15 protein-coding genes are annotated in these 13,369 nt (G+C 65.9%); 6 read left to right on the top strand and 9 right to left on the bottom strand.

The window, feature by feature from the left end:
• The first annotated feature begins 136 nt into the window (after nt 1-136).
• The 5 genes from ACYVBS_RS14525 to ACYVBS_RS14505 all read left to right on the top strand — a co-directional run bounded on the left by ACYVBS_RS14525 (nt 137) and on the right by ACYVBS_RS14505 (nt 6,788).
• On the top strand, nt 137-862 hold the full coding sequence (locus tag ACYVBS_RS14525; protein WP_460824487.1) for a hypothetical protein: 726 nt from the start codon (nt 137-139) through the stop codon (nt 860-862).
• Nucleotides 853-2,247: an oxygen-independent coproporphyrinogen III oxidase gene (hemN, locus tag ACYVBS_RS14520; RefSeq protein ID WP_460824486.1), complete on the top strand. Its 1,395-nt coding sequence runs from the start codon at nt 853-855 to the stop codon at nt 2,245-2,247. The genes ACYVBS_RS14525 and hemN overlap by 10 nt, the downstream gene beginning before the upstream one ends.
• 16 nt (nt 2,248-2,263) lie before the next feature.
• Complete coding sequence (locus ACYVBS_RS14515) at nt 2,264-3,019, top strand: helix-turn-helix domain-containing protein (RefSeq protein ID WP_460824485.1); 756 nt, start codon at nt 2,264-2,266, stop codon at nt 3,017-3,019.
• A 197-nt stretch (nt 3,020-3,216) separates the two neighbouring features.
• Nucleotides 3,217-5,493 carry a nitric-oxide reductase large subunit gene (locus ACYVBS_RS14510; RefSeq protein WP_460824484.1) on the top strand — a complete coding sequence of 759 codons (2,277 nt, stop codon included), beginning with the start codon at nt 3,217-3,219 and terminating at the stop codon, nt 5,491-5,493.
• Between the two features lie 428 nt (nt 5,494-5,921).
• Nucleotides 5,922-6,788: a pirin family protein gene (locus tag ACYVBS_RS14505; RefSeq protein WP_460824483.1), complete on the top strand. Its 867-nt coding sequence runs from the start codon at nt 5,922-5,924 to the stop codon at nt 6,786-6,788.
• Between the two features lie 138 nt (nt 6,789-6,926).
• Here ACYVBS_RS14505 and ACYVBS_RS14500 read toward each other — a convergent pair whose 3' ends face one another.
• The 9 genes from ACYVBS_RS14500 to ACYVBS_RS14460 all read right to left on the bottom strand — a co-directional run bounded on the left by ACYVBS_RS14500 (nt 6,927) and on the right by ACYVBS_RS14460 (nt 12,389).
• Nucleotides 6,927-7,313, bottom strand: a complete 387-nt coding sequence (locus tag ACYVBS_RS14500) for a VOC family protein (protein WP_460824482.1) — start codon at nt 7,311-7,313, stop codon at nt 6,927-6,929.
• Nucleotides 7,314-7,370: 57 nt separating this feature from the next.
• On the bottom strand, nt 7,371-7,784 hold the full coding sequence (locus ACYVBS_RS14495; RefSeq protein WP_460824481.1) for a GFA family protein: 414 nt from the start codon (nt 7,782-7,784) through the stop codon (nt 7,371-7,373).
• A 31-nt stretch (nt 7,785-7,815) separates the two neighbouring features.
• Entirely contained in the window at nt 7,816-8,784 is a 969-nt protein-coding gene (locus tag ACYVBS_RS14490; protein WP_460824480.1) for a hypothetical protein, read from the bottom strand.
• Between the two features lie 85 nt (nt 8,785-8,869).
• Nucleotides 8,870-9,256, bottom strand: coding sequence for a VOC family protein (locus ACYVBS_RS14485; protein ID WP_460824479.1), 387 nt, complete (start codon nt 9,254-9,256; stop codon nt 8,870-8,872).
• Between the two features lie 11 nt (nt 9,257-9,267).
• Nucleotides 9,268-9,522, bottom strand: a complete 255-nt coding sequence (locus ACYVBS_RS14480; RefSeq protein ID WP_460824478.1) for a hypothetical protein — start codon at nt 9,520-9,522, stop codon at nt 9,268-9,270.
• Between the two features lie 157 nt (nt 9,523-9,679).
• Entirely contained in the window at nt 9,680-10,114 is a 435-nt protein-coding gene (locus ACYVBS_RS14475) for a YqaA family protein (RefSeq protein ID WP_460824477.1), read from the bottom strand.
• Nucleotides 10,115-10,255: 141 nt separating this feature from the next.
• Nucleotides 10,256-10,792 (bottom strand): hypothetical protein, encoded by a 537-nt coding sequence (locus ACYVBS_RS14470; RefSeq protein WP_460824476.1) that lies wholly within the window; start codon nt 10,790-10,792, stop codon nt 10,256-10,258.
• On the bottom strand, nt 10,768-11,325 hold the full coding sequence (locus ACYVBS_RS14465) for a cold shock domain-containing protein (protein WP_460824475.1): 558 nt from the start codon (nt 11,323-11,325) through the stop codon (nt 10,768-10,770). The genes ACYVBS_RS14470 and ACYVBS_RS14465 overlap by 25 nt, the downstream gene beginning before the upstream one ends.
• Nucleotides 11,326-11,453: 128 nt before the next feature.
• Nucleotides 11,454-12,389, bottom strand: coding sequence for a retropepsin-like aspartic protease (locus tag ACYVBS_RS14460; protein ID WP_460824474.1), 936 nt, complete (start codon nt 12,387-12,389; stop codon nt 11,454-11,456).
• A 165-nt stretch (nt 12,390-12,554) separates the two neighbouring features.
• Between ACYVBS_RS14460 and ACYVBS_RS14455 the strand changes: the two genes are divergently transcribed.
• Nucleotides 12,555-13,088, top strand: coding sequence for a lipocalin family protein (locus ACYVBS_RS14455; RefSeq protein ID WP_460824473.1), 534 nt, complete (start codon nt 12,555-12,557; stop codon nt 13,086-13,088).
• Nucleotides 13,089-13,369: the final 281 nt, after the last annotated feature.

Here is a 13,369-nt window from a genome sequence, read left to right as displayed (position 1 = left end):
TCTGCTCGTCGGTGAAGCGCTTCTTCATGTCCGTCCTCTTCTTGGGAACGGACTCTACTTAAGTCAGGGTGGCCCTGAAAACCGGGGGCAGGTCAAGCTGCTGACCCACGACATCCCAGCCAGTGAAGCGGCGATCGTGACGCGCGTGCGGGGCGTGGAGCGGATCGTGGGTGGGCACAGCCTCGGCGGACAACTGGCGGCGTGCTACGCAGGCTTGGCCGCGCATGACGTCCACCGCCTGTGGCTGGTGGCCAGCGGCGCCCCCTATTGGCGCGCCTTCCCCGCCCCGACGCGCTGGTGGCTGCCGATGGCCTACCGTTTCCTGCCCTGGCTGGCCAAGCGCGCCGGTGCGCTGCCGGGCCGTCGCATCGGATTTGGCGGCAACGAGGCCCGAAGCCTGATCTGCGACTGGGCGCGCACCGGCATCACCGGGCGCTACGCCGCCCGTGGGCTGGAGGTGGATATGGAACGCGCACTGGCCGCTTCGCCTCTGGACGTGCATGCCGTGGTGATGGCGAAGGACTGGCTGGCCCCCGCGTCGTCGCTGCAGTTCCTGCTCTCCAAGCTTGCGGCCTCGCACGTCTCGACCGATGTGCTGCGGGAGGCACAGCTCGGCGTTCAAGCAGACCACTTCCATTGGCTGAAGCAGCCTGGACCCGTGGTGGACACGCTGATTGGCCGCAGCCGCGAGCGTAGGAACCCGACGCCGCCTCCGGTCACGGGCAGATCCATCCGGCGGGATGGCCGCTGCGGGCCGCGTCACCGCCCGGCAGAGGCCCGGATGCACGGCCCCGACGGTCGGTTTGACCCAAATCAAAGCACCCGACGTTTCAAGCGCTTAGCGTACGGTCCATGCCCGTGATCCCGCCCTTTGACGCCGACCTGCTCCGCCGCTACGACCGGCCGGGTCCGCGTTATACGTCGTACCCCACCGCCCCGCAGTTCAACGCCAACTTTGGCGAGTCCCAACTGCGCGACGCCGCCGCCCTCAGCAACGGCGACCCCATTCCACGCCGGCTGTCGCTGTACGTGCACGTGCCGTTCTGCATGAGCCCGTGCTTCTACTGCGGCTGCAACCGGATCATCACCCGTGACCTTGCGCGGGGCGCGGCGTACCTCGCCCGTCTGTATCGCGAGATCGAGATGATGGCGGGGCTGTTCGACCGTGACCGCGAGGTCATCCAGCTGCACTTCGGCGGCGGCACGCCCAACTTCCTGTCGCCGGCGCAGCTGCAGGAGACGGTGGACGTACTGCGCAACAACTTCCGCTTCAGCGAAGCGCGCGACCGCGACATCTCCATCGAGCTGGACCCACGCTTCATCAAGCCCGCCGACGTGGCCGAGCTCGCTGCCGCGGGATTCAACCGCGCCAGCCTGGGCGTGCAGGACTTCGACCCGGCGGTGCAGGAAGCGGTGAACCGCATCCAGTCGGTCGAAGAGACCGTGGCCATCATCAATGCCTGCCGCGACCACGGCATGCGTTCGGTCAACGTCGACCTGATCTACGGCCTGCCCAAGCAGAACCTGCCCGGCTTCGAGCGCACGCTCGACACCGTGATCCAGGCGCGCCCGAGCCGCCTGGCGGTGTACAGCTACGCGCACCTGCCGGAGATGTTCAAGCCGCAACGGCAGCTCAACGCCGAGGACCTGCCCAGCGCCGAGGTGAAATTGGACCTGCTGCGCCTGGCCATCGAAAAGCTGACCGCGGCCGGCTACGACTACATCGGCATGGACCACTTCGCCCTGCCCGACGACGAGTTGTCGCTCGCGCAGCAGCGCGGCGGCCTGCACCGCAATTTCATGGGCTACACCACCCACGCCGACAGCGACCTGGTGGGCCTGGGCGTCAGCGCCATCAGCCACATCGGCGACAGCTTCAGCCAGAACCCGCGCGACCTGCCCAGCTGGCAGATCGCGCTGGACGAAGGCCGCCTTCCGGTCTGGCGCGGCATGCGTCTGAGCGAAGACGACCTGCTGCGGGCCGATCTGATCCAGTGCCTGATGTGCCAGGGCGAGATCCCGATCCGGTCGCTGGAACGCCGCTACGACATCGATTTCCGCGAGTACTTTGCCGACGCCTACGAGCGCCTGCGGCCTTTGGAAGACGATGGCCTGGTGCGGGTCGAGACCGACCGCATCCGCGCGACTCCCTCAGGGCGCCTGCTCTTGCGTATCATTGCCATGTGCTTCGACCGATATCTCCAGCAACCCAGTGCCGCGCCCGCGCGATTCTCGCGCGCCATCTGACCGTGGGAGTCCGCGTTTGAACCGGCCGCCGCGCGTCAGTCCGGTGGCCTCCGCGCCCATCTCGGACGACAACGACACCGTCGAGTTCTGCGGCACCTGTGCGTTCTCCAGCGCCTGCATGTCCCAGGGCTACGACAAGGCCGCCCTGCGTGACCTGCACGTGCTGGTGGAGCATGTCGGCCCGTTCCACGCCGGCACCACCCTGTTCCGCGAAGGCGACGCCTTCAACGCCATCGCCGCGGTGCGCGCCGGCACGGTCAAGACCAGCATGGTCGATGGCCACGGCCGCGAGCAGGTGCTGGGCTTCTACCTGCCCGGCGAGGTCATTGGCCTCAACGGCATCCACGACGACCGCTACCCTTGCGATGCCGTGGCGCTGGATACCGTCACCCTGTGCCGCTTCTCGTTCCCGCAGATCGCCCTGCTTGCCACGCGCATGCCGGGCCTGCAGCAGCACCTGTTCAAGCTGCTCTCGGCCGACATCGGCAAGGCCGCGGTGCGCGCCGGGGACTTCAGCGCCGACGAGCGCATGGCCGCGTTCCTGATCTCGCTCTCGCGCCGCTACGCCGCGCGCGGCTACTCGTCCACGCGCCTGCACCTGCCCATGCCGCGCGCCGACATCGCCAACTACCTCGGCCTGGCCGCGGAAACCGTCAGCCGCGTGCTGCGCCGCTTCCAGACCGAAGGCCTGATCAACGTCGACCGCCGCGAGATGGAAATCCTCGACATGGCGCGGTTGACGACACTGGCCGCGCCGGTCCTGCGCAGCTAACCTCGGCCGTGGCGCCCCTTCGGGTGCGCCGGGGGATTTGACCTGCAATTACTTCCACCGCCCGTTTCCCGGGCGGCGTTTACATGCGCGCAGGCCCTAGCTCCGAATTCGCCTGAAATTGGTCCGGATTGATCCAGGTCAGTGCCATGAACAGGCCCCAGGCCGACCATGGCACCACTTCGCAAAGGAGTTGTTCCGTGGATACCACTCGTAAGCTATGGCTGGGGCTGGCGGCGCTGTTGCTCGCCAGCTTTGGCGTGCTGCTCTACATGGGCAGCGACATCCACCAGAAGGCACCGCCAATGCCGGACAAGGTGGTCACCGAAAGCGGCCAGACCTTGTTCACCAAGGCCGATTTCGAACGCGGCCGCCAGGTCTGGCAGACGACCGGCGGTCAGCAACTGGGCTCGATCTGGGGCCACGGCGCCCTGGTCGCCCCCGACTGGTCGGCCGACTGGCTGCACCGTGAAGCCGTGGCGATGCTGGAGCTGCGCGCCCGCGCGGAGACCGGCCTGCCCTATGCCAACTTGGACGAGGCCGACCAGGCCCGCATCCAGGCGCTGGTGAAGCCGGAACTGCGCAAGAACACGCATGACCCGGCGACCAACACCATCACGGTCAGCGATGAGCGTGCCCAGGCCATCGCGGCCGTGGCGGCGCATTACAGCAGCGTGTTCTCCAACGACCCGGCCACCGCCAAGCTGCGCGAAACCTACGCGATGAAGAACAACACGGTGCCGGACCAGGCCAACCGTGAAAAGCTCGCCGCGTTCTTCTGGTGGACCTCGTGGGCCGCGGTGACCAACCGTCCGGACGACGTGAAGTCGTACACCGCCAACTGGCCGTATGACCCGCTGGTCGGCAACACGGCCACGCCGAGTTCGTTCCTGTGGACGGTGTTCAGCGTGATCTTCATGATCGCGGGCATCGGCCTGCTGGGCTGGCACTACGCCTCCTGGCACAGCAAGGAAGAGCATGCGACGCCGCCAGCGCAGGACCCGCTCAAGGGCCTGAAGATCACCCCGTCGATGAAGGCCACCGCCAAGTACTTCTGGGTGGTGATCGCGCTGTTCCTGGTGCAGATCCTGCTGGGCGCCACCACCGCGCACTACCAGGTGGAAGGCCAGGAAGCCTACGGCTTCGCCATCGCCGAGATCCTGCCCTACTCGCTGACGCGCAGCTGGCACACGCAACTGGCGGTGCTGTGGATCGCGACCGCGTGGCTGGGCACCGGCCTCTACATTGCCCCGGCGATCTCCGGGCATGAGCCGAAGTTCCAGCGGTTTGGCGTCAACTTCCTGTTTACCTGCTTGATCATCATTGTCGTGGGCGCGTTCGCGGGCCAGTGGTTCGCGGTGATGCAGAAGATGGGCATCCAGTACAACTTCTGGTTCGGCCACCAGGGTTGGGAATACACCGACATCGGCCGCTTCTGGCAGATCTTCCTGTTCATCGGCCTGCTGCTGTGGCTGGTGCTGATGGGCCGTGCCCTGTGGCCGGCACTGAAGCGCAAGGATGAGATGTCCTCCATCGTCGGCCTGCTGTTCATGTCGGTGGTGGCCATCGGCCTGCTGTACGGCGCCGGCCTGATGTGGCGCGAACACACCCACATCTCGCTGGTCACCTACTGGCGCTGGTGGGTGGTGCACCTGTGGGTGGAAGGCTTCTTCGAAGTGTTCGCCACCGCGGTCATCAGCTTCCTGTTCGTCAAGCTGGGCCTGATCCGCGGCAAGACCGCCACGATCAACGTGCTGTTCGCCACCATCGTGTACATGGCCGGCGGCGTGCTGGGCATGTTCCACCACCTGTACTTCGCCGGCACGACGACGGCGGTGGTGGCACTGGGCGCCAGCTTCTCGGCGCTGGAAGTGGTGCCGCTGGCGCTGATCGGCATGGAGGCGTTCGAGACCTGGCGCCACAGCCGCGCCACGCCGTGGATGGAGCGTTACCGCTGGCCGATCATGTTCTTCCTGGCGGTGAGCTTCTGGAACCTGATTGGTGCCGGCGTGTTCGGCTTCCTCATCAACACCCCGCTGGCGCTGTACTACATGCAGGGCCTGAACCTGACGGCGCTGCACGGCCACACCGCCCTGTTCGGCGTGTACGGCATGCTCGGCATCGGCCTGATGCTGTTCTGCCTGCGTGGGCTGAAGCCGGAGTCGCTGTGGAGCGAAGGCCTGCTGCGCAGCTCCTTCTGGACCTTCAACATCGGCCTGGGCCTGATGGCACTGCTGACGCTGCTGCCGCTGGGCATCCTGCAGCTGCAGGCGGTGCTGGAGAACGGCTACTGGTATGCACGTTCGGCCGACTTCATGGGCAAGCCGATCATCGACATGCTGGTGTGGATGCGCGTGCCGGGCGACACGATCTTCGCGGTGGGCGCTGGCCTGATGGCGTGGTTCGTGGCGCGGCAGTGGGTGTTGCCGCAGCGTGAGAAGGCAGGTGCGGCCATTGCGGCGCGTGATGCGGCCTGATTGCGAAGTTCAGGAGCGGTAGGGAGACGGGGCCTTCGGGTCCCGTTTCTTTTTTGGGCTGGGTTTGTTTTGGTTCGGGGACGGAGGCGGGATGCGCGGGGTATCGCTGCAGCGCTCCGTCGCGGCATCCTGCCGCGAGTCGCGCCGCGGACCATCCATGGTCCGCTTTTCCGCAATACCCCGCGCATCCCACCTCCTGACCAATCCGTGTGGGGGCTGGGGGGAAAAGCCTGGGGCTGACACTCCTCGGCGGGCGGACTCGCCCTGCAGGGGGGTGGTCACGGCGCGAGTGGCAACGGAATTCAGTGCTTCGCACTCGGTTCCAAATTTGGAACAAATCGGTGGTGATTCACTGACTAGCAACACGGGCGTGGTGAAACTACAGTAGTCGGCAATCGGGCACGGCCCGTCAGACTCAGGAGCACCCTATGAAGAAGGTCCTTGGCACTCTCAGCGCGCCCGAGCGGCATTGGGTGGGTGACGGCTTCCCGGTGCATGGGCTGTTTGGCTACAGCGGGCCGGGCGTGCCCGAGCGCAGCCCGTTCCTGATGCTGGACTACGCGGCCCCCACCCGCTTCGACCCCACCACGCAGCGTCGCGGCGTGGGCCAGCACCCGCACCGGGGCTTCGAGACCGTGACCATCGTGTACGACGGCGAGGTGGAGCACCGCGACTCCGTCGGCAACGGCGGCGTGATCGGTCCCGGCGAGGTGCAGTGGATGACCGCCGGCAGCGGCATCCTGCACGAGGAGTTTCACTCCACCGAGTACGCCAAGGCCGGCGGTCCGTTCGAGATGGTGCAGCTGTGGGTCAACCTGCCCAAGAAGAACAAGATGGCCGCGCCGGGCTACCAGGGCATCACGCGCGACACCATTCCGGAGGTGGCGCTGGCAGACGATGCGGGGCGCATCCGCGTGATTGCCGGTGCTTACGGCGATGCGACAGGTCCGGCACGCACCTTCACCCCGATGAACGTGTGGGACGTGCGGCTCAATGCCGGCAAGACCGTGGAGCTGCCGCAGCCGGAAGGCTGGACGGCGCATGTGGTGGTGTTGGCCGGCACTGTCCTCGTCAATGACACAGTGCTGCGTGAGAAGCAGATGGTGATGCTGGCCACCGACGGTACCGGCGTGACCATCGAGGCCAACAGCGACGCCAAACTGTTGCTGCTGGCCGGCGAGCCGATCGACGAGCCGGTGGTGGGTTACGGGCCGTTCGTGATGAACAGCCAGGCCGAGATCATCCAGGCCATTGCCGACTTCAACGGTGGCAAGTTCGGGCGGATGCCGGGCTGATCCGGTCCACGGACCCACGAACGCAGAAAGGCCCCGCCATGCGGGGCCTTTCTTTATTGGCCCATCGCGCCTGCGCGGCCACCGTGGTGTCGCGCCTTGATCCGAGTGCGCACCCGTCAGCACGGTGCGCAGGCTGACTCAGCCCACGAACTCGCGCACTTGGAAAATGTTGCCCTCCGGGTCCACCGCGTTGCACACAATGAAGCCGGGGCCGCGGTATTGCTCAGGCCACACGACGCCGCCCAGCGCCGCGGCGGTCTCACTCGCCTGCGCCAGACTGGGCACGGGGTGGAAGAACTTGATGGCCGCATCGTCGCGCGGCACCGGCGGCGTGGCGATGGTGACCTGTGCAGCGCGCTCGGGCGGCATGGCATGCACCACCAGTTGCAGGTCGGGCGAACGCAGCACGGTCATCTGCGGCGTGGCATGCGCCTGGGTCATGCCCAGCAGCTCGATGTAGAACGCGCTCAGGCGCTCCACGTCCTTGGCATAGACAAACAGACCGGCGCGGGCGGGACCTGACATGGACACCTCGAAGGTTGGCGAAGCGGCGATTATCCGGGCTGCCGCCGCCATCCGCGACTACTTGGGCTGCGGCGCGCCCTTCTTCGGCAGGTCATCGCCCACCTGCACCCAGGGCACGTGCACGTCGTAGAACACGTGCGCCATCGGCTCGCGATCCAATGGGTCGGTGAAAAGCGCACGCGCGACGTGCATCTCACCGGGCCAGCGCGTGGAGTGGAAGAACATGGGACTGCCGCAGCGGCTGCAGAACCCGCGTTGTGCGCCGGGGCTGGATTCATACCACGTGACGGCCTCCGCCCCGCGCTCGATGGCGAATTGTTCGCTGGCAAAGCCCGCCCAGGTGACGAACGCCGCCCCATGCGCGCGTCGACACATGCTGCAGTGGCAATGCGCCACCCATTTGGATGGCAATTCCGCGCGGAAGCGGACCGCGCCGCAGAGGCAGGAACCATTGGCAACATTTGCATTCATGGCGCGTTTCCCTCATGGCCCCTGAGCCGGGCTACATCAGATACTCATCCGCAGGGAAATTCGGATCTTGGGTGACCTTCCAACCTTGGCGGGCGGCCAGCTCCTGCAGGGTCGTCGCGGTCGCGTTATCCACCCGCACCTCCCGCAAGGTGGGGTGACCGAACAAAGGGGAAAAGTCCTCGTACGCCAGCCTGTCAGGACTATTACTGATCACGACACATGTCAGGTTTGCTGCTGAGGCCATGCGGGAAATATTGCCCGACCCCTGCGAGGAATGAAGCACGGCAACGCGAAGTGCAGGCAGATTCGCGCCACTGCATAGCTCGAGTTCACGGCCACACGATATGAACCAGGCTCTCTTGATCGCAGGATGCTGCAGCCGATCGACACCCTTGATGCCACGCGAATCCCACACTTCCAACGCTTCGAGCGAAGGGCATGCGTTCACGGCATCAATCGCGAGCGTACCGTTGAACCGCACACTGAAACACTTGAGCGATCCCAGTTGCTCGATACCGTCCAGCGACTTGAGCTTGTTCCGCCAGAGCGACAGGGATGACAGCCGCCCCAGATCGCAAAGGAAACCGAGGTCCTTCAAGTGACCGCAGATTTCCAGGCTTTCCAGGCGACGAAATCGCCCCAGTGAACCTGCGTTGGTCTTCGGCTTGTCCAGGCGCTTCTCGCTGAATCTCGAAAGAGTATCCAGCGACAGGCTGATGAGACCGGGAGTAACGGACTCCAGTGCCGCAAGGTCATTGAGCTGCCCCGCGTCGGCATCGATATCCAAGTGCCGCAGCGACGGCAGGTTCCCCAGGAACGATAGATCGAAATCCCAGGGCCGCTCCAACGGGTTGTAGATTCGCAGCCACGCGCCAGGATTGCGCTGAAGGTGTGCATCGAGCTCGACGCACTCCTCGGGAGTCAACCGGCGACTGCATTGCACGCTGCCAGTTGCCCGATCGGACACCGTAAATGGAGGGTGGGAAACAGCTGGCGTCATGGAACGGTCCTTCGTTCGGGCCGGCAGGCGTGGGCATGCTGTGACGGGCCACTGCCCACGTCAGGACGGCCCGGGCGCGTCAGCGTCACTGCCCCGCAGGCGGCTGCCACAGCTCCAGCTTGTTGCCCTCGGGGTCGATCACCCAGCCGAACTTGCCGTACTCGGACTCTTCCACCTTGTCCTCCACCTGCACGCCCTCGGCGCGCAGCACGGCCAATAGTGCGTGCAGGTCATCCACGCGGTAATTGATCATGAAGGGCGACTGGCTCGGCCCGAAGTAGGTGGTGTCCGCGGCGAACGGGCTCCAGATCGTGGTGCCCACGCCTTCCGGGTTGTCGGCGCTTTTCCACTGGAACGCGGCGCCGCCCCACTCCAGCACGTCGATGCCCAGGTGCGTCTTGTACCAGTCACCCAATGCCTTGGGGTCGCGGGCCTTGAAGAAGATGCCGCCGATGCCGGTGACGCGCTTCATGGCAGTTCCTCTCAGCCGGCGCCTTCGGTTTCCGGGCTGGCCTCGGCCGGCATGGGCAGCGGCAGGTGGCCGTTCAGCGCAAAGCTGCCGAACAGGTACGCGCCGTACGTCGCGGGCAGCAGTGCCATCAGCCACACCCACGAGAACGCGGTGTGCCCGGCGACCACCTGATAGACGCTGTAGGTCAGCGCTGTGGTGCCCAGCAGCAGCAGGCCCAGGCTGATGGCACGGGCCACCCCGAAATTGCGCGCCTCACGATGTTTCATCCATTCCCCCGAAGTGATGTCTGTTGTCTGGCGCGGGCTCCCCCCAGCGCCGGGCCCGCGCAGGGACCGTGTGCCTTGATCGCCCGACGGCCCCCCGGCTGTCAAGGCCTGCCGTCATCGGGGGTGCCCGGCTGCGCAGGGGGCCGGCCGTCAATCCTCACGTGGCCCACAGGACCGTAACGGCCAGGACCGCGTAACGGGCAACCTTCGCGACGCCCACCAGCAGCAGGAAAACCGGAAGGGGCTCACGCATCACGCCGGCGACGAGGGTAAGCGGGTCGCCCACGACGGGCACCCAACTCAGCAGCAACGTCCATTTGCCGTACCGCTGGTACCACCGCTGCGCCTTGGCCAACTGCGGCTCGCCCACCGGGAACCAGCGGCGATCGCGGTAGTGCTCAATACGCAGGCCGATGAACCAGTTGACCAGCGAGCCCAGGATGTTGCCGGCGCTTGCGACGGCCAACAGGGCCAGCGGTGAATGGTCCGCCAGCAGCAGGCCGACCAGCATGGCTTCGGACTGCAGGGGAAGCAGCGTCGCCGCGCCAAACGCGGACGCGAACAGGGCTGCATAGGCCGCCAGATCGGTCATGGTCCGGGCTCCGGGACAGGGCCGCTATTGCGGCCAGCGCCAGTGCAGCGCATCGATCCGGAATGGATCTGCATGTCTGCCGTCGTGGGCCGGCGGCATGTCGCCGCACATCGGCGGCCGATATCGCGGAACCGCAATTCCTCATGCCCCCGCGGATGACGTGACCGCCACAGCGTCCACGACCATCACGATGCCGTTGTACAGCGCATGTGGAATCGCGGCAGCCGCGAACGCATGGCGGAACGAGACCGGCCGCCACATCAGATAGCCGGCACTGAACACCAGAAAACCCCATGCGGGACCAAAGAACGCCATGGGTGCCTTCAGTCCATGCATCACGCCCCATAGCAGCGCGGCGATCACGGCCGCGCGTGTACGGGACAACTCCCAACTGGTCAGCATCGCCAACATGCCCGCCAGCAGGAGCGACTCCACCAAGGGAGCGATTGCCACGGTCTCCAGCACTTCCAGCCACATGCTGCTGGGATCACTATCCACCGGGGTAGGCGTCACCCCCAACAGACTGTGGATTAGCAGGCCCACCCCCATGGCCGCCACAGCGCCGACCACGGCCACGACGGTAGCCAGCAAGCAGTACGTTGCGAGTGAGATCGATTGCGCCTGAATCAAGACGCCGCGAACGCCGGCCGGGATCAGTTGCACCACTGCTGCTCGCATGGCTCGCCGTCTCCGTTGCCATCCATCTTGGTATCGGGGCAATGCTGGAGGAAATACGTGGCCTCCGCGCACGATGTCATTTGCCCGCATTCCGTACGGCCATCGCAGCGGAACGGCCCGCCCGAAGACGCGTCGTTAGCGACCTCGGGAAGCGTCCCCGCCGGAGCGGCGTACTGCATCGCGCTGGATGCCGTGCGCGCCTGGAACTTGGAGTACCCGTAGGCGCCGATGGCGACAATCGCCAACAGCACCAACACGGTTGCCCGCGGACTACTTTTGCGCGAGTGCACGGGCTCGCGACGAGTGTTCTTTGGGCGTTGCTGCCCCCCGGGGCGCATGACGCGCACTGCCCGCTTCTTTCCGTCGGGGCTGGATTCAACCTCGAACGAGATCAGCTCGCCCACATTCGGGCGCGCGCCATCGCGAGGAAAGGCGGAGATATGGACGAACAGATCATCACCGCCCTGGCCCGGGGTGATGAAACCAAACCCACGCTCCTCGTTCCATTTGGCCAGCGTGCCGTGAACGCGCATGTAAACCGCTCCCTTAGCGAGGCGGTGCCCAGCCGCCGACGGCCGACGATAGCATCACCTGTCGCGGCCCCCGCTCCCGGCCCGGGTGGAATTTTTCGCCCACCGTCTCGACTTCAAGGCGCGGCCTGTCAGCGGCAAAGTGCCACGCGCTTCGAGCGCTGGTCGATCAGCAGCACCGCATCCTGCAGCGCGTGCGCACCCACCAGCAGCTCCGGGAAGCGCTCAGACACGCGCACCTCCACGTTGGAATAGTCCACGCTGCCGACGTGGATCGGCCCGGCCAAGGTGGCCTTTTGCAGCGCAACGGTCCCGTTGGTCAGCCGCCCCTGCCCGGCCGCCTCCAGTGGGCCGCCGCCGACGCGCTCGTACAAAGAGCGCGGCAGCACGAATGCCACATTGGCGCCGGTGTCGAGGTTGCCCAGCGTGTGCACCTCACCGATGGACACCGGCACGCGGAACGCACGCTCGTACGCCAAGGCATGGGGGTCAGTGGCGGCAATGGCATGCGCGCGACTGAATGACAGCCGCTTGCGGGGGTAGTCGATCACCAGCAGCCCATCGGCGAAGAACTCACGCCCAAGGATGCCGTCGAAGCGCGCAGCGGCCGCCATGCGGCTGCCGTAATCGCGGGTAATGACCTCCAGGTCTTGTCGTGCCAAACCCCCTAGCGCCAGCGTGTCGAGGTGCGTGGTGTTGACCGAGGCGGACTGCACCCCGTCCGACGTCGTTGCCTTCCCCTTGATGGGCAGACCCAGCGCCGCGACCAAGCGGGCGTCCGCGCGGGCCATGCCGCTGGCGCCGGTATCCACGGCGAAGCGGAATGGGCCGCGGCCGTTGACCTGCGCCTGCACATAGATGCGGCCGTCGACGACGTCAAAGGGCACGCTGATCTCCTGCTCGTCCGGAGGTCCGGCGAGGCGTTGGCATGCGCCCGGTGGTGGGGCCGTGACCGGACCTGGCGAGGCCGCGATACTGGCGAACGGGAGGCCCAGCAGTGACGCCAGCACCACCCCGCCGCCCACCTGTCGAATCGCGCCCATGGCGCACGTTCCGCGAAACTTCATGAAGGCCGCTCCTATTGCCATCGTGTCGATGTCTGGCACAGATGCGGGCATGGCGAGGCCGGTTGCAGCATCGCGCGACGCAGCTTGGACCCAACGGGCGGCGTCCCGTCACGGAGCGACGACAGCCCGCCCGACACGCTTTTGCCCATTAACAGGAGCCCACACATGACGAAGCTCACCCGCCTGTTCGGCGTCGCGTTGCTGGCTATGGCCGGTTCGGCCGCGGCACAACCGCTTGAAGCCGTGGAACGCGTGGACCTGAATCGCTATGTCGGCACGTGGCATGAGCAGGCCCGGTTGCCGATGTTCTTCCAGCGCAACTGCGAGAAGAACACCACCGCCACCTATTCCATCAAAGCGAATGGGGACATTGCGGTCAGGAACCGTTGCGAGACCAAGGACGGCAAGGCCATTGAAGTCCTGGGAACCGCCAGGACGGTGCGGGACAGCACCGCAAAGCTTGAAGTGCGCTTCGCTCCCGATGTGTTGGCCTTCCTGCCCTTCGTCTGGGCGGACTACTGGGTGATCGACCTGGACCCGCAGTATCAATGGGCCGTGGTCGGGGAGCCGCGTCGCAAGTACCTGTGGGTGCTGAGCCGGGACAAGGCGCTACCGCGCGAGACGCTCGAGGCAATTGTCCAGCGGGTGAAAACGAAAGGCTACGATACCGACGGGCTGGTCTACACGCCTCAACTCTGACGGGACGGCGTCTCGTCCCTAGACTCCTGCGCGACTTAACAGCCAAGCCAAGCCCCGCCGCGAATCAGCCCAGGCTTGGACGAGTTATTAAACCCCACTGCGATGCTTGAGTTTCTGCGCGAAGTTCAATAGACCGCGAATAATCGCCATTGCTTTCAGCGCCTCCTCGCAACTCTCGACAGGCTGTGACCTGCCCCCGGTTTTCAGGGCCACCCTGACTTAAGTAGAGTCCGTTCCCAAGAAGAGGACGGACATGAAGAAGCGCTTCACCGACGAGCAGA

This window comes from Lysobacter olei (assembly GCF_054777355.1).
This window is presented reverse-complemented; position numbering and strand designations above follow the sequence as displayed.